General features: G+C 70.1%; 15 protein-coding genes and 1 pseudogene. 3 read left to right on the forward strand and 13 right to left on the reverse strand.

What is annotated here, in order from left to right:
• Positions 1 to 434, reverse strand: a pseudogene (locus K9U41_RS16985) (hypothetical protein); the annotation flags it as partial.
• A 189-nt stretch (positions 435 to 623) separates the two neighbouring features.
• Here K9U41_RS16985 and K9U41_RS16990 point away from each other — a divergent pair.
• A complete protein-coding gene (locus tag K9U41_RS16990) occupies positions 624 to 1361 on the forward strand; it encodes a response regulator transcription factor (RefSeq protein ID WP_282642064.1) in 738 nt (245 codons plus the stop codon).
• Positions 1358 to 2704, forward strand: a complete 1347-nt coding sequence (locus K9U41_RS16995; RefSeq protein ID WP_282642065.1) for an ATP-binding protein — start codon at positions 1358 to 1360, stop codon at positions 2702 to 2704. Before K9U41_RS16990 ends, K9U41_RS16995 begins: the two co-directional genes overlap by 4 nt.
• A gap of 78 nt (positions 2705 to 2782) precedes the next feature.
• Here the strand turns inward: K9U41_RS16995 and K9U41_RS17000 are convergent, their stop codons facing one another.
• From K9U41_RS17000 to K9U41_RS17035, 8 genes are all read right to left on the reverse strand, one after another.
• Entirely contained in the window at positions 2783 to 3664 is an 882-nt protein-coding gene (locus K9U41_RS17000; protein WP_282642066.1) for a 3-hydroxybutyryl-CoA dehydrogenase, read from the reverse strand.
• 142 nt (positions 3665 to 3806) lie between these two features.
• Complete coding sequence (locus tag K9U41_RS17005) at positions 3807 to 4751, reverse strand: electron transfer flavoprotein subunit alpha/FixB family protein (protein WP_282642067.1); 945 nt, start codon at positions 4749 to 4751, stop codon at positions 3807 to 3809.
• Positions 4751 to 5500 carry an electron transfer flavoprotein subunit beta/FixA family protein gene (locus K9U41_RS17010; protein ID WP_138400191.1) on the reverse strand — a complete coding sequence of 250 codons (750 nt, stop codon included), beginning with the start codon at positions 5498 to 5500 and terminating at the stop codon, positions 4751 to 4753. The genes K9U41_RS17005 and K9U41_RS17010 overlap by 1 nt, the downstream gene beginning before the upstream one ends.
• Before the next feature lie 215 nt (positions 5501 to 5715).
• Positions 5716 to 6447 (reverse strand): rhomboid family intramembrane serine protease, encoded by a 732-nt coding sequence (locus tag K9U41_RS17015; protein ID WP_282642075.1) that lies wholly within the window; start codon positions 6445 to 6447, stop codon positions 5716 to 5718.
• 212 nt (positions 6448 to 6659) lie between these two features.
• Positions 6660 to 7241, reverse strand: coding sequence for a cob(I)yrinic acid a,c-diamide adenosyltransferase (locus tag K9U41_RS17020; protein ID WP_282642076.1), 582 nt, complete (start codon positions 7239 to 7241; stop codon positions 6660 to 6662).
• A gap of 55 nt (positions 7242 to 7296) precedes the next feature.
• The gene (locus K9U41_RS17025; protein WP_282642068.1) at positions 7297 to 7491 is read right to left on the reverse strand and encodes a twin transmembrane helix small protein; all 195 of its coding nucleotides are present in this window, start codon (positions 7489 to 7491) and stop codon (positions 7297 to 7299) included.
• Between the two features lie 29 nt (positions 7492 to 7520).
• Entirely contained in the window at positions 7521 to 8024 is a 504-nt protein-coding gene (locus K9U41_RS17030; RefSeq protein ID WP_282642069.1) for a TspO/MBR family protein, read from the reverse strand.
• Between the two features lie 233 nt (positions 8025 to 8257).
• Positions 8258 to 8704 carry a host attachment protein gene (locus K9U41_RS17035; protein WP_282642070.1) on the reverse strand — a complete coding sequence of 149 codons (447 nt, stop codon included), beginning with the start codon at positions 8702 to 8704 and terminating at the stop codon, positions 8258 to 8260.
• 240 nt (positions 8705 to 8944) lie between these two features.
• On the opposite strand from K9U41_RS17035, the gene K9U41_RS17040 reads away from it, so the two are divergent.
• The gene (locus K9U41_RS17040) at positions 8945 to 9250 is read left to right on the forward strand and encodes a hypothetical protein (RefSeq protein ID WP_282642071.1); all 306 of its coding nucleotides are present in this window, start codon (positions 8945 to 8947) and stop codon (positions 9248 to 9250) included.
• Positions 9251 to 9485: 235 nt separating this feature from the next.
• On the opposite strand, the gene K9U41_RS17045 is transcribed toward K9U41_RS17040, so the two are convergent.
• The 4 genes from K9U41_RS17045 to K9U41_RS17060 all read right to left on the reverse strand — a co-directional run bounded on the left by K9U41_RS17045 (position 9486) and on the right by K9U41_RS17060 (position 14886).
• Complete coding sequence (locus tag K9U41_RS17045; RefSeq protein ID WP_282642072.1) at positions 9486 to 11840, reverse strand: Tex family protein; 2355 nt, start codon at positions 11838 to 11840, stop codon at positions 9486 to 9488.
• A 273-nt stretch (positions 11841 to 12113) separates the two neighbouring features.
• The gene (locus K9U41_RS17050; RefSeq protein WP_138400198.1) at positions 12114 to 12434 is read right to left on the reverse strand and encodes a YbaB/EbfC family nucleoid-associated protein; all 321 of its coding nucleotides are present in this window, start codon (positions 12432 to 12434) and stop codon (positions 12114 to 12116) included.
• Positions 12435 to 12491: 57 nt separating this feature from the next.
• Positions 12492 to 14363 carry a DNA polymerase III subunit gamma/tau gene (locus K9U41_RS17055; RefSeq protein WP_282642073.1) on the reverse strand — a complete coding sequence of 624 codons (1872 nt, stop codon included), beginning with the start codon at positions 14361 to 14363 and terminating at the stop codon, positions 12492 to 12494.
• Between the two features lie 244 nt (positions 14364 to 14607).
• The gene (locus tag K9U41_RS17060) at positions 14608 to 14886 is read right to left on the reverse strand and encodes a hypothetical protein (RefSeq protein WP_282642074.1); all 279 of its coding nucleotides are present in this window, start codon (positions 14884 to 14886) and stop codon (positions 14608 to 14610) included.
• Positions 14887 to 14986: the final 100 nt, after the last annotated feature.

Below are 14986 nucleotides of genomic sequence, written 5' to 3' on the forward strand. Positions count from 1 at the left end.
GGCGAGGGCAGGGCGGCCTGGAGGGCATCGGTGAAATCGCGCCAGGCCTCCATCTGGTTCGGCCGGACGCCGATGGCGGTTTCGGCCGCGGCGAGGGTCTGGGCGAGCCCCAGCGGCCCGGCCGCGTCCCGCGGATGGGGGGGCCGGGGCGGCCGCGCGCCGGCCTCGTCACCGGGGCCGGAAGGCAGCAGGTCCCAGGGCAGGTCCGGCGGCAAACCCGGCAACACGTCCGGCCGCGGCATCTGGCCTTCCATCGCCAGGGCCGCGAAACGCACCGGCGCGCTCGACGTGGCCTGCGGCAGCCGGTCCTGCGTCTTCGAGGCGGCGGGGCCGGACACGGACGCAACGACGGCACATCCGGCCACCAGGGCCAGGGCGACGCCGGCCAGGAACTTGGAGCGCAGGGGTTTGGTGCGCAGGAGCTTGAAGGACACGGGGTGCCTCCTGTCTGTCTTCAGGTTGAGGACACCATCGCCCCATCCCGTTGCTGGCGAAGGTCGGGATATGTCCAAAGGTGTCGGCGCGGGCCGAATTTGTATCGCAATGTTGCTGGAGGCTGGCAGGCAACGCTTCGATGCAATGGAGGGCGCGGCGGCGGGGCGTCTCGGCTAGAATACGGCGAAATGGAGACGCCGGTGCAGTCCGAAGGCGCAACGCATATTCTCGTCGTCGACGACGATCTCGAAATCCGGAAATTGCTCGGACGCTATCTGGCGGCCCAGGGCTTCCGTGTCACCACGGCCGGCGACGGGCGGGAGATGGAGGAGAAGCTGGCCACCCAGCGCATCGACTTCGTGGTGCTCGATCTCATGCTGCCGGACGCCTCCGGCCTCGATCTGTGCCGCGCCCTGCGCAACCGCTCGAAGATCCCCGTCATCCTGCTCACCGCGCTGAAGGAGGATGTGGACCGCATCATCGGGCTGGAGATCGGCGCCGACGACTATCTCGGCAAGCCATTCAACCCGCGCGAGCTGGTGGCGCGCATCCGCGCCGTGCTGCGGCGCACCGGCGGGGCCGAGCCGGAACCGGTGGCGGCCACGGCCTTCCGCTTCGCCCGCTTCCGCGCCGAACCGGAACTGCGGCGCGTGACCGACGCCGACGATGTCGAGGTGGCGCTCACCGGCGCCGAGTTCGACCTGCTGATGGCCTTCCTGGAGCGGCCGGGCCGCATCCTCTCCCGCGAGCAACTGCTGGACATCACCCGTGGCCGCGAGGCCGGGCCGTTCGACCGCTCGGTGGACGTGCTGGTGAGCCGCCTGCGGCGCAAGCTCGGCGACCAGGGCGCGTTCCAGATCCTGAAGACCCTGCGCAACGGCGGCTATCAGCTGGCGGTGCGGGTGGACCGGGAGGACGCCTCGTGAGGACCCTGCGCGCGCAGGTCACCGCGCTTCTGGTGGTGGCGGTGCTGGTGGTGACGGCGCTGGCCAACGGTGCATCCTTCTTCCTGACCCGTCCCGAATGGCCGCCCTTCGACGAAGGCAGCAAGGCCCAGGATATTGCCCTCCTCGCCGATCTGGCGGCGGCGGTGCCGCCGGCGACGACCCTGCCCGGTGGGCGGGCGGCATTTCAGGCCAGCCCGCCGGAAGGCGAGATCGATCCCGAGGCCACGCGCATGCTGGCCGAAGGTCTCGCCCGCCTCGGCCGCAAGATGCCGGTGCGGGTGTTTCGCCCCGGGGCCGCAAGTCAGTTGGGACCAGGTCAGCTGGGACCAGGTCAGCCGGGCCAAGGTCGGCCGGGACCTGATGGTCCGTCGCTCACCGCGCTGGGCCTTGCCGACGGCCGCTGGCTGGTGATCCAGCGGCGCTTCGGCCCCATGGCTCCGCCCTCGGGTCCGCCGGGCGGGACCTTCGGCTTCGCCACCTGGCTCGCCTTCATGGTGGCGGGGGTGACGGCGGTGGTGGTGTTCGCCGTTCGCCGGCTGACCAAGCCCTTGTCCCTCATCGAGGAGGCGGCCGGGCGCATCGGCCCCGACGGCGAGCTGCCGGTGCTGCCCGAGGAGGGGCCGGCCGAGGTGCGCGCGGCTGCCGCCGCCATCAACCGCCTGTCGGCGCGCCTCAAGGGGGCCATGGACAGCCGCATGCGCATCGTGGCCGGCGCCGCCCATGACCTGCGCACGCCGCTCACCCGCATGCGCCTGCGCGCCGAGTTCATTCCCGACGACGAGGAGCGCGCCCAGTGGCTCTCCGACCTGGAGGAACTGGACCGCATCGCCGACAGCGCCATCCGCCTGGTGCGCGAGGAGGTGGAGGGGGGGCCGGAAGAGATCGTGCGCCTCGACGATCTGGTGGACGGCGTGGTGGCGGAGGTGGCGGAGGCGCGCCGTCCCGTCCGCCTCGTCCACGCGTCACCGGCGGCGGTGCGCGGGCGGCCCCTGTCGCTCAAGCGGGCGGTGCGCAACCTGGTGGTCAATGCCGCCACCCATGGCGGCGGCGCGCGGGTGGCCGTCAGCGCCGAGGCGGGCCGGGTGGTGCTGCTCATCGAGGATGACGGCCCCGGCATTCCCGAGGCGCTGATGGGGCAGGTGTTCGAGCCATTCTTTCGGGTGGACCCGGCGCGTCAGGTCAAGATTCCCGGCGCGGGGCTGGGGCTTGCCATCGCCAACGAGATCGTCTCGCGCCACGGCGGCCGCCTCACCCTTGCCAACCGGCCGGGCGGCGGCCTGCTGCAGCGGGTGGACCTGCCGGGGGTGGCGGTGGAGGGCTGAGGGGCGCGGCGCAGGCGCAATTCAAAGCGCGCCGGCAAGGGCGGCCGAGGGGCCGCCCCGCGTGGACTCACCTTGGGCTCAGCGGGTCGGGACCGGCTTCTCGCCGCGATAGTCGTAGAAGCCGCGCTGGGTCTTGCGGCCCAGCCAGCCGGCCTCGACATATTTCACCAGCAGCGGGCAGGGGCGGTACTTGGAGTCCGCCAGCCCCTCGTGCAGCACCTGCATGACCGCGAGGCAGGTGTCGAGGCCGATGAAGTCGGCCAGCTGCAGCGGCCCCATGGGATGGTTCGCCCCGAGCTTCATGGCCCGGTCGATGGAATCCACGCTGCCGACGCCCTCGTAGAGGGTGTAGATGGCCTCGTTGATCATGGGCAGCAGGATGCGGTTGACGATGAAGGCCGGGAAGTCCTCGGCCACCGCATAGGTCTTGTGCAGGCGGGTGACGAACTGCTTCGAGCTTTCGAAGGTGTCGTCGTCGGTGGCGATGCCGCGCACCAGCTCCACCAGCTCCATCAGCGGCACCGGATTCATGAAGTGAATGCCGATGAAACGCTCGGGGCGGTCGGTGGCGGCGGCAAGCCGGGTGATGGAGATGGACGAGGTGTTGGAGGCGAGCAGCGCGTCCGGCCGCAGCACCTGGCACAGGCCGGTGAAGATCTTGCGCTTCACCTCTTCCTTCTCGGTGGCCGATTCGATCACGAGGTCGCAGTCGGCCAGGTCCTCGGTGCGCTCGGCCATGGCGATGCGGGCAAGGGCCACCTGCCGGGCTTCCTCGGTCACGGTGCCCTTGGAGACCTGCTTGGCCATGTTGCCATTGATGGTGGCAAGGCCGGAGCGGATGCGGTCGGGGTCCGCGTCGTGGATGAACACGTCATAACCGGCGAGGGCGCAGACGTGCGCGATGCCGTTGCCCATCTGGCCTGCGCCGATGACCCCGACCTTCTTGATCTCGAGCGGCATGATTCTCTCGTTTCACCTTGATGCCGGGGGGAGGAGCCGGCGCCCCTGATGGCAGCGGCCGGGGCGTGGCCCGGCCGCCTGTTTCTAGAGCATTTCGGCGCTTCGTTGAATGGGGGACACGGCGTTCGAAGACGCTTTGGCCTTATCCCTTCGCCTTGGCGAGTTCCGCCTTCAGCTCGGGGATGACGGTGTTGATGTCGCCCACCAGCCCGTAGTCGGCCACCTGGAAGATGGGGGCCTCCTCGTCCTTGTTGACGGCAACGATGACCTTGGAGTCCTTCATGCCGGCCAGATGCTGGATGGCACCGGAAATGCCGAGCGCGATGTACAGCTCGGGCGCCACCACCTTGCCGGTCTGGCCCACCTGCCAGTCATTGGGGGCGTAGCCCGCGTCCACCGCCGCGCGCGAGGCGCCCACCGCGGCGCCCAGCACATCGGCCAGGGGCTCGATCAATTCTGCGAACTTCTCCCGCGAGCCAAGGGCGCGGCCGCCGGAGACGATGATCTTCGCCGCCGTCAGTTCCGGACGATCCGAGGCCGCGATGCTCTCTTCCACGAAGGTGGAGACGCCGGGATCGGCCACCGCCGCGATGGCCTCGACCGCCGCCGAGCCGCCCTCGCCGGTGGCGGCGAAGGAGGCGGTGCGCACCGTGATCACCTTCTTGGCGTCACCCGACTTCACGGTCTGGACGGCGTTGCCCGCATAGATGGGCCGCTCGAACGTGTCGGGGGCCACCACCTTGGTGATGTCCGACACCTGCATCACGTCGAGCAGGGCCGCCACGCGCGGCAGCACGTTCTTGGCCACCGCCGTGGAGGGGCCGACGATGGCGTCGTAGCCGGGGGCCAGCGATACGATGAGCGCGGCCAGCGGCTCGGCGAGGCGATGGGCGTAGAGCGCGTCGTCCGCCAGCAGCACCTTCTCGACGCCGGCGAGCTTGGCCGCGGCGTCGGCGACGCCCCGGGCGTTCTGGCCGGCCACCAGGATATGCACCGGGCCGCCGAGGGCGGCAGCGGCGGACAGCGCCTTGGCGGTGACGCCGTTGAGAGCCGAATTGTCGTGTTCGGCGAGCAGCAAAGTTGCCATCAGATCACCCCCGCCTCATCCTTGAGCTTCGCCACCAGCTCGGCCACCGAGCCCACCTTCACGCCCGCCTTGCGGCCCGCGGGTTCCGCGGTGGAGAGCACGGTGAGGCGCGGGGCGACGTCCACGCCGTAATCGGCGGGCGTCTTCTCGGCGATGGGCTTCTTCTTCGCCTTCATGATGTTGGGCAGCGAGGCATAGCGCGGCTCGTTGAGGCGCAGGTCCGTCGTGACGATGGCCGGGCCGTTGAGCTTCACGGTCTGCAGGCCGCCGTCGATCTCGCGGGTGACGGCGACGCCGCCGTCCTCGACCACGACCTTGGAGGCGAAGGTGCCCTGGGGCCAGCCCAGCAAAGCGGCGAGCATCTGGCCGGTCTGGTTGCAGTCGTCGTCGATGGCCTGCTTGCCGAGGATGACGAGGCCGGGGGCTTCTTCGCCCACCACGCCCTTGAGGATCTTGGCCACCGCCAGCGGCTCCACCACCCCGTCCACCTTCACCAGGATGCCGCGGTCGGCACCCATGGCCAGCGCCGTGCGCAGGGTCTCGGAAGCCTGGGCCGGACCGATGGAGACGGCGATGACCTCGGTGGCCTTGCCGGCTTCCTTCAGGCGCAGCGCCTCTTCCACCGCGATCTCGTCGAACGGGTTCATGGACATCTTGACGTTGGCGAGCTCCACGCCCGACCCGTCCGACTTCACCCGGACTTTTACGTTGTAATCCACCACCCGCTTAACGGGCACCAGGATCTTCATAGAGGCGTGCTCCCCGTTCCCGAAATATCGACCGGCGGTCGAAAAATCGCGCCGGTCTTCCAGTCTTCCGCGTGGTCCCTGCATTGCAGCATTTTGTGCGGGCCGGCAACGTAGGAGGGGCCAGAAAGTGTGTCAACGCTCGCGCTTCCGGGGGCTGCCAAAGTCGGGGTTGCCGGCCTTTCACGGCTCACCGGACAGTGCCGACGCTCGCCCATTCACGGCTCGCCTTTGCGCGGCGCCGGGCGGCTCGGCACCCCGGAGGGGTCGGGATCCAGCAGCGCCACGCCAGGCCGGCGCATCACGGTCACCAGCAGCGCTCCGGCGAGGAAGCCGCCCACATGGGCCCACCAGGCGGTATCTTGGTCGTGGCTCGCCATGATCTGCCAGACCTGCAACGCAAACCACGCGCCGATGGCCCAATAGGCCGGCACGCGCAGCGGGATCTTCATGAGCACCAGCGCCCACAGGCGGATGTGGGGATGCAGCACCAGATAGGCGGCGATCACCCCGGCCACCGCGCCGGAGGCCCCCACCAGCGGCGCTTCCGAGGCGGGATCGGCCACCACATGGACGCTCGCCGCCAGCACGCCGCACAGGAGATAGAAGGCGAGGAAGCGCGCGTGGCCGAGCGCGTCTTCCACATTGTCGCCGAACACGAACAGGAAGGCCATGTTGCCAAGGAGGTGAAGCCAGCCGCCGTGCAGGAACATGTAGGTGACGAGGCTGAAGGGCGCGGGAATGCGCGCATAGCCTTCCGGCAGCACCGCTTCGCCCGTCACCACCGCCGGAATGGTGCCGTATGCAAGGGTGCCGGCCTCGCTCACCGTCTCGAAGGCGCCGTGCTGGAGCACGAGGAAGACGAACACGTTGAGCGCCAGCAGCGCCCAGGTGACGTAGGCGTGCCGCACATGTTCCAGCGGGTTGGCATCGGCGATGGGGACGAACATGGCCAAGAGTGTTCCCCGGGCGTCCCGTGCGCGCCCGTGGCCTGAAGCGTAGAGCATTTTCGAGCGCAGGTGGCAGCGGCTCGCCCGAAGAAAATGCGCACGGGCGACCAGCGGGACGCGGGCGACCGAGGCTGCTTCCCGGCATCCGGCGGGCGAAGGGCGGCGCCCTCATCCCTTCGTCGGAGGCGGCGCCGCGCCGGCTCGCCCGCGGGTCAGGGGCGGCTCGCCCCCGGCACCCAGAGCACGTCGGCGGCGCCGCGGGCATTGGCGTAGCGGCCGGCCACGAACAGCAGGTCCGACAGGCGGTTCACATAGTGGATGGCCGGCGCGCCCACGGTTTCATCGGGCTGGTGCGACAGCTCCACCATGATGCGCTCGGCGCGCCGGCAGACGGTGCGGGCGAAATGCAGGTACGCCGACGCCGGCGTTCCCGCCGGCAGGATGAAGGAGGTGAGGGGCGACAGCTCGGCGTTGAGGGTGTCGATGTCGGTTTCGAGCCGGGTCACCTGCGCCGGAACGATGCGCAACGCGGTGCCCGGGGCCTCGTCGGCCTTCGGGGGGACGCACAGGTCGGCGCCGAGATCGAACAGGTCGTTCTGAGCCCGCATGAGCATGGCGTCGAGCGCCGCTTCGCCCGAAAGGTGCAGGCGGGCGAGGCCGATGGCGGCGTTGGTTTCGTCCACCGCGCCGTAGGCGTCCACGCGCAGGTCGTATTTGGCGACCCGCGCGCCGGTGCCGAGCCCGGTGGTGCCGTCGTCGCCGGTGCGGGTGTAGATCTTGTTCAGCTTCACCATCTGGTTGCAGTCCCTCTCAGCGTCGCAAATCACCGTCCGCGATCCCGCTCTCCGGTCACCGTCCCATGGCGAAGATGGTGAGCATCACCAGGATGATGGCGCCGAACTGGAACAGCACGCGCAGCTGCATGAGCCGCTGCGAGCGCTGGGGCGAGCCGCCCGAGGCGAAATTGAACAGGCCGAGGACCAGCACCCCCGCCACCAGGGCCAGGGCCAGCGGGATGAAGAGATAGATGGACCAGTGGAGCATGGCGGACCTCGGGACGCGGTGCGGCCGCGTCAGTTGAGGAGGACGATGGCGGCATTCAGTGTGGAGGCGTAGCACACCCACGCGAGATAGGGCACCAGCAGCCCTCCCGCCGGGCGGTCGAGCCGGAAGGCGGCCCGCAGCGCGAGCGCCAGCACCACGATGAGCGCGAGGATGATGGCCAGTCCCGCCACCGGCGCGCGCAGCCCGAAGAAGATGGGCGACCACGCCGCATTGAGCGCCAGCTGGCCGAGGAACAGGCCGATGGCGGTGCGCCGCGCGGGCGACGGGGCGACCTTCTCCCAGAGCCGCCAGAGCGACAGCGCCATCAGGATGTAGAGGATGGTCCAGGCGATGGGGAAGGCCGCGTTGGGCGGGGTCCAGGCCGGCTTGTGAAGACCCTGGTACCAAGCGGGAATGGCGGGCGCGGTGACCGCGCCGCCCACCATTGCGACCACCCCCACCAGCGCAAGGCAGCCGAGAAGCTTCAGCCGCGCGACGGCGCAAGGGGAAAAGCTGAACCCGGTCGAAGACATGGACCACCTTTGGCATCCGGACCTTGGACCGAGGTCCGGTGAGCGTGACGCACCGGCCTTGGTTCTAGCTGCGCGGCGCGAATCCTCTCGGCTCCGGGTGCAGACCGGGGCCGTCGATCTTGTTCGAAGCCGCTGCTGGGGTGGATCGTTTCCCGGGGTGCTTTTCCCAGAATGCTTTTCCCAGAATGCTTTTCCCCGGATGCTTTTCCGGGGTCCTTTCGTGCCGTTTCGGCTCAGGTGGCGATATGGCGGCTGATCTCGTCCACGGGCAGCTTCACCAGGTCCTTGGCGATTTCCCCATCCACGCGGCCCTTGACCCGGGGGCTCAGCGCGCTGCGCAGGGTGCCGAGGGCGCGGGGCGGGGCCACGAGGAGGATGCGCTCCGGTGCCGTGCCGGCCTCCACCATCACGCCGATCCGCGCGGCCACGCGGCCCAGGAACGCGGCCTCGGCCTGCGCGTGCAGGTCGGTTTCCTCCATGGCGCTGCGCGCGGTGGTGGCGGATTCATGCACCCGGCCGGGCCGGTCGGTGCCGAGCGCGGCGGTGCCGGGATGGGGTTCGTCAAAACTTTCGAGGACGCTGAGCTGCGGGACGATGGCGGTGCCGGCATCGGCCAGAAGGAGCGCCCTGGCGCCGTCGCAGACCACCACCAGGCGTTGGGCCTTGTCGAGCTTCGTCATGTGCTGCCTCCCGTTGTTGTTGGCCGGAGCTGCCATCGGCGGCACCGGATGCGGCGCGATCCTGGACGCCTTGGCGCCCTGTCACCTTGACGGCGCCACCTTGACATGGCGCATCCTGCGACTTTGTGCCGGCATGGGGGCGCTTGCCGCCATCAAAGGCGCGTGAGACCATTTTTGATACGGAAACCGGAGGCCTGAGCGCGCGTTCCGCAGCATGGGTTCAGGAGGGGAGACCTCGCGATGCCATATCTCGTTCGTTTCCTGCTGCGGCACGCGCTGATCGGGGTCGGGGTCGCCGCCGTCTTCGTTGCGCTCCTCGCCGCCTTCGACGTGGCGCATCTGGGCACCCTCTTCCTCACCTCGGCGGACGGGCCGCTGGCGCTGATCGTGCTCACCCTGGCCCTCGGCGTGACCTTCGGCAGCGTGCAGATGGGCTTTGCCGTGATGCTCATGAGCGACAAGGACGAGCCCAGGGGAGGGCATCGCCACCGCGTCCGCCTCACCCGGCTGGTGCCCCGGCTCGCCCGGGTGCACGCAAGGCGCTGAGGGAGCCTCACGCGGAAGAGCGGCCGCGCCCGGCGCTATCGGGAGGTGAGCCGTCCGCTTGTGAACCGCCAACGCGTGAACCGTCTACGCGTGAACCGCCGCGTCGTTTGAAGGACCGGGCGTTGCCCGGCCTTTTCGTTTGCGGGTCCATGTTCGTTTACGGGTCTTTGCTGCCGGTCCGGCCGCTGGCCGGTGCCGAGAGGGCGTCGGCCGGGCTGCCCGGTTACCCTCCCCTTTACTGTCCCTTGCGCCGCAGGGCGTCGGCGAGCGCGGCGCCGAAAGCGCCCGCAGCGGGCTTTTCCTTCGGCAGCGGGCCGCGCCTGCCTTCGTTCTGCCGCCCCTCGTTCTGGCGCGGCTCATTCGGGCGCTGGTCCTGGGGCCGCCCCGGCGCGGGCCGCCCGCCCGCATCGTCCTTGCGCATGGAGAGGGCGATGCGCTTGCGCTTCACATCCACCTCCACCACCCGCACCTTCACCACGTCGCCGGCCTTGACCACCTCGTGGGGGTCCTTCACGAACCGGTCGGCCAGGGCCGAGACGTGGACCAGCCCGTCCTGGTGCACGCCGATATCCACGAAGGCGCCGAAGGCGGCCACATTGGTCACCGTGCCTTCCAGCACCATGCCGGGCTTGAGGTCGCTCATCTCGTTGACCCCCTCGGCGAAGGTGGCGGTCTTGAACTGCGGTCGCGGGTCGCGGCCGGGCTTCTCCAGTTCGCTCAGGATGTCGCGCACCGTGGGCAGGCCGAAGCGCTCGTCCACGAAGGCGCGCGGGTCCAGCGCCTTCAGGGCCGCCGTGTCGCCCATGATCGCGCGCACGTCGCGCCCGCAGGCGGCAACGATCTTCTTGGCAAGGTCGTATGCCTCCGGATGGACCGCGGAGGCATCCAGCGGCTCCGCCCCCTCGGCGATGCGCAGGAAGCCGGCGCTGAGTTCGAACGTCCTCGGCCCGAGGCGCGCGACCTTCAGCAGTTCCTTGCGGGTCTTGAACGGCCCCACCGTATTGCGATGGGCCACGATGGCCTCCGCCAGCGAGGCGCCGAGGCCCGACACCCGCGCCAGAAGCGAAGCGGAGGCGGTGTTGAGGTCCACGCCCACGGCGTTCACCGCGTCCTCCACCACCGCGTCGAGGGCCTTGGCGAGGCGGGCCTGGTCCACGTCGTGCTGGTACTGGCCCACCCCGATGGCCTTGGGCTCGATCTTCACCAGCTCCGCCAGAGGGTCCTGCAGGCGGCGGGCGATGGAGACGGCGCCACGGATCGACACGTCGATGTCCGGCATCTCGGCCGCCGCCGTGGCCGAGGCGGAATAGACCGAGGCGCCGGCCTCGCTCACCACCACCTTGATGGGGTGCGGCGGCGGCAGCATGCCCAGGAGATCCGCCACCAGCTTGTCGGTCTCCCGACTCGCGGTGCCGTTGCCGATGGCGATCAGCTCCACCTTGTGCTGGCGGATGAGGTGGGCCAGCGCCGCGCTCGCCCCCTGCACGTCGTTCCGCGGCTGGAAGGGATAGACGGTGGAGGTGGCAATGAGCTTGCCGGTGCCGTCCACCACCGCCACCTTCACGCCGGTGCGGATGCCGGGGTCGAGCCCCATGGTGGCGCGCGAGCCGGCCGGGGCGGCGAGCAGCAGGTCCTTGAGGTTGCGGGCGAAGACGCGGATGGCTTCCTCTTCCGCCCGTTCGCGCATGTCGCCCATCAGCTCCACGGTGAGGTGGAGCGAGAGCTTCACCCGCCACGCCCAGCGTGCCACCTCCAGCAGGAAGCCGTCGGCCGGCGCGCCATGGGCGAGGGGAATGCCGAAGGCTTCCGCCACGATGCGCTCGGTGGGCTTCACCGGGGTGGTGGCGTCCTCGTCCACCACCAGGTCCAGCGTCAGCATCTCCTCGTTGCGGCCGCGCAGCATGGCGAGCACGCGGTGGCTGGGGGCGGTGGCCCATTTTTCCGCATGGTCGAAATAATCGCGGAACTTGGCGCCGGCCTCCTCCTTGCCGTCAGCCACCTTGGCCTTGAGCACGGCGCCGGCCTTCATGTGCGCGCGCAGGCGGCCAACCAGCTCCGCATTCTCCGCGAAGGTCTCCACCAAGATGTCCCGCGCCCCGTCAAGGGCCGCCTTGATGTCCGCCACCTGCTCATTGAGGAAGGCGGCGGCGCGCTCTGCGGGGGCGACGGACCGGTCGGCGAGGATGGCCTCGGCCAGCGGGCCGAGCCCCTTCTCGCGGGCGATCTCGGCCTTGGTGCGGCGCTTGGGCTTAAAGGGGAGGTAGAGGTCCTCCAGCTCCGCCTTGGTGGTGGCGGCGTCGATCTTGCCGCGCAGCGCGTCGGACAGCTTGCCCTGTCCGTCGATGGAGGACAGCACGGCGGCGCGCCGCGCCTCCAGCTCGCGCAGGTAGGACAGGCGCTCTTCCAGCGTGCGCAGCTGGGTGTCGTCGAGGCCGCCCGTGACCTCCTTGCGGTAGCGGGCGATGAAGGGAACCGTGGCGCCTTCGTCGATGAGGGACACGGCCGCGCTGACCTGCGCCGGGCGGGCGCTGATCTCGGCGGCGATGATGCGGGCGATGGTGTCGCCCATTCCCTGCGGTGCGGCGGCCATGGGCTCTCCTTCGAAATCGGGGCACGCCCCATAGCCGAGCAAGGGGGCGCTGTCACCCTGAGGCTTGGCGCGGTGTTGTCCCCACCCGCTTGCAGGGGGGACTGGGGTGGGGGTAACATCGCGCCGCTTGACGTGCGGTTGCGGCGGCCCGGAAGCCCTCTGCCCCCTCCCTGCCCTCCCCCGCAAGCGGGAGAGGGTTTTCTGTCGTACCCCGTTGTGGCAGCGGGATTTCAAACTACGACACCACGCGCCGCCCGCGGTGGAAAAGCGGCCTCAGAACAGGTTCAGCCCCGGCGGCAGGGCAAGGCCGCCGGTGAGGCTCTTCATCTTCTCCTGCATTACCCGCTCCGCCTTGACGCGGGCGTCCCCCAGGGCGGCGACGAGGAGGTCTTCCAGGATCTCCACCTCGTCGGGCTTCGCCAGCGAGGGGTCGATGCGCACCGCCTTGCACTCGCCCTTGGCGGTGACGCGCACGGTGACGAGGCCGCCGCCGGAGGCGCCTTCCACCTCCACCTGCTCCAGCTCCGCCTGCATCTGCTGCATGCGCTCCTGAAGCTCCTTGGCCTGCTTCATCATCCCCATCAGGTCGCGCATGGCTTCATCTCTCCTGTCATGGCGGGCGGCTGCGCTCTGGCGCCGCCCGAAAAGGCTCTAATATTCGAGTTCGTCGTCGGCGCCGGGACCGGCATAAAGGTCCTCTTCGGAGGGGGCGAGGACCTCGGCGTCGATGGGCGCCTCCTCGCGGGTGCGCACGTCCACCACCTCGGCACCGGGGAAGCGGGCCAGCACGGCGGCCACCAGCGGATGGGCCTTGATGCCCTCTTCCCGCTCGGCCTTCACCGCCGCGTTCTCCTCCGCCAAAGTCGGTCCGCCCGCCTGCGCGGAGGTGGACACCAGCCAGCGCCGGCCGGTCCAGTCCGAGAGCTTGCGGGAGAGGTCCTGGATGACGCCGGCGGGGGAACCCGGCACCAGCGCCACCTCGATGCGGCCCTCCTCCACATGCACCGGACGCAGCGAGGTCTCGACCGCGTGCTTCAGGGCGAGGTCCCGCTTGGCGGCGACGAACTGCGCCACGTCGGCGAGGCTCGTGAGGCGCGGACCGGCGGCCGGTGCCGCAACAGCCGCGACCGGCGCTGCGCGCATCTGGGGCCGCGCCTCGGCGGGGCGGGGGGCAAGGGACAGGCGCGCGCCGCCGCCTCCACCGCCCGAGGGGGCGGAGGGCGGGGCCGGGGCGTCGGTAACAGGCTGATCCTTCAGGCGCCGCAGGGCTTCGTCGGGAGTGGGCAGGTCGGTGGCATAGCCGAGGCGCACCAGCACCATTTCCGCCGCCTGGGCGGGCTTGGGGGCCTGCTGCACCTCGCCGATGCCCTTGGTGAGCATCTGCCACGCCCGCGCCAGCACCCGCATGGACAGGCCCTGCGCCATCTCCAGCCCGCGCACCCGCTCGGCTTCCACGAGGGCTGCATCCTGCGCGGCGTCGGGCATGATCTTGAGGCGGGTGACCAGATGGGTGAATTCGGCCAGGTCCGTGAGGATCACCGCAGGATCGGCGCCGGCATCATACTGGTCGCGGAATTCGGCGAGCGCCCGGGCCATCTCGCCCTTCATCAGCGCCTCGAACAGGTCGATGACGCGGCCCTTGTCGGCAAGGCCCAGAAGCCGCCGCACCTCTTCCGCGCCCACGGAGCCGCCGCCATGGGCGATGGCCTGGTCGAGCAAGGAGAGGCTGTCGCGCACCGAGCCTTCCGCCGCCCGGGCCACGATGGCGAGGGCCTCCGGCTCGATGGTGACGCCTTCCTTGGCGCAGATGCCGGACAGATGCGCCGCCAGCTCGCCCGCCTCCACCCGCCGCAGGTCGAAGCGCTGGCAGCGCGACAGCACGGTGACCGGCACCTTGCGGATCTCGGTGGTGGCGAAGATGAACTTCACATGCTCCGGCGGCTCCTCCAGCGTCTTCAGCAGGCCGTTGAAGGCCGCCGTGGAGAGCATGTGCACTTCGTCGATGATGTAGACCTTGTAGCGCGCCATCACCGGGCGGTAGCGGGCGCTCTCGATGATCTCGCGGATGTCGTTGATGGAGGTGTTGGACGCCGCGTCCATCTCCATCACGTCCACATGGCGGGATTCGATGATGTCCCGGCACTGCCTGCCCATCACCGACAGATCGAGGCTCGGCCCGCCGGTGCCCCCGTCCATGGGCTCGAAATTGAGCGCGCGGGCGAGGATGCGCGCGGTGGTGGTCTTGCCCACGCCGCGCACGCCGGTGAGGATATAGGCCTGCGCGATGCGCCCGGAGGAGAAGGCGTTCGTCAGGGTGCGGACCATGGCCTCCTGGCCGATGAGGTCCGTGAAATTCTGCGGGCGGTATTTGCGTGCCAGCACCCGATAGGCGGCGGGGGGCGGCGCGGGGCCGGCCGGTGCCGCCGCGTCGGGCCGCGCAGCACCCGACGGTGCGCCGAGGTCGAGGCCCAGCCCCAGATTCGGCCCGTCGTCGTCCTGGTGCGCGCGCGTGTCCTCGCTCATGAAACCGCCTTCGGGGATGTGCAGGGGATGCACCTGCCCCATACATAGCATCGCGGTCGCCCGCGTCGATGGGCGGGCCCGCAAAACCGCCGCCCCGCCCGCCGCCTGCCCGGCGCGGCCGCCCGGGTCAGCTCACACGTTCGCTGGAGTGGCGTCAGCCCGAGCGCCGGCGGTGTCGGTCGATCGCTGGGTTAAACCCTCCCCCGCACGCGGGAGAGGGAGCCCCTGCCTTATTTGCCTGCGCTCACTTGGCCTTGGGGGCCTCGGTCTTCGGGGCCTCGGTCTTCGGCGCCTCGGTTTTCGGGGCGTCGGCCTTGGGAGCTTCCGCGGCGGGGACGCGGATGCAGACGTAGCGGCGGTAGCCCTCAGCCACGGCTTCCTTGTGCTTGGCATCGAGCCGGGCGGGCACGTTCCTGGCGATGGCGGCCTTGCAGGCATCCTCGGTGGGATAGGAATTGTCGCGGTTCACCACCGCTTCCGGCTTGACGAGGGCGCTGAGGACGAGGACGACGACGACCCACATGGGAGCCTCCTTGGACGGGTGGCCTGTCTTATCCCCAAATCCGAACCGGATTGCGACCGGGGCGCGGCAATTCACAGGGCGAGGAGAGGCGGGGCCGGGG

Source organism: Xanthobacter autotrophicus (assembly GCF_029991245.1).
Taxonomy (GTDB): Bacteria; Pseudomonadota; Alphaproteobacteria; order Rhizobiales; family Xanthobacteraceae; genus Xanthobacter; species Xanthobacter autotrophicus_C.

Coding starts and splice junctions, on each gene's coding strand:
- K9U41_RS16990 (WP_282642064.1), top strand. CDS start 624: ATGGAGACGCCGGTGCAGTCCGAAGGCGCAACGCATATTCTCGTCGTC.
- K9U41_RS17000 (WP_282642066.1), bottom strand. CDS start 3,664: ATGCCGCTCGAGATCAAGAAGGTCGGGGTCATCGGCGCAGGCCAGATG.
- K9U41_RS17005 (WP_282642067.1), bottom strand. CDS start 4,751: ATGGCAACTTTGCTGCTCGCCGAACACGACAATTCGGCTCTCAACGGC.
- K9U41_RS17010 (WP_138400191.1), bottom strand. CDS start 5,500: ATGAAGATCCTGGTGCCCGTTAAGCGGGTGGTGGATTACAACGTAAAA.
- K9U41_RS17015 (WP_282642075.1), bottom strand. CDS start 6,447: ATGTTCGTCCCCATCGCCGATGCCAACCCGCTGGAACATGTGCGGCAC.
- K9U41_RS17020 (WP_282642076.1), bottom strand. CDS start 7,241: ATGGTGAAGCTGAACAAGATCTACACCCGCACCGGCGACGACGGCACC.
- K9U41_RS17025 (WP_282642068.1), bottom strand. CDS start 7,491: ATGCTCCACTGGTCCATCTATCTCTTCATCCCGCTGGCCCTGGCCCTG.
- K9U41_RS17030 (WP_282642069.1), bottom strand. CDS start 8,024: ATGTCTTCGACCGGGTTCAGCTTTTCCCCTTGCGCCGTCGCGCGGCTG.
- K9U41_RS17035 (WP_282642070.1), bottom strand. CDS start 8,704: ATGACGAAGCTCGACAAGGCCCAACGCCTGGTGGTGGTCTGCGACGGC.
- K9U41_RS17040 (WP_282642071.1), top strand. CDS start 8,945: ATGCCATATCTCGTTCGTTTCCTGCTGCGGCACGCGCTGATCGGGGTC.
- K9U41_RS17045 (WP_282642072.1), bottom strand. CDS start 11,840: ATGGCCGCCGCACCGCAGGGAATGGGCGACACCATCGCCCGCATCATC.
- K9U41_RS17050 (WP_138400198.1), bottom strand. CDS start 12,434: ATGCGCGACCTGATGGGGATGATGAAGCAGGCCAAGGAGCTTCAGGAG.
- K9U41_RS17055 (WP_282642073.1), bottom strand. CDS start 14,363: ATGAGCGAGGACACGCGCGCGCACCAGGACGACGACGGGCCGAATCTG.
- K9U41_RS17060 (WP_282642074.1), bottom strand. CDS start 14,886: ATGTGGGTCGTCGTCGTCCTCGTCCTCAGCGCCCTCGTCAAGCCGGAA.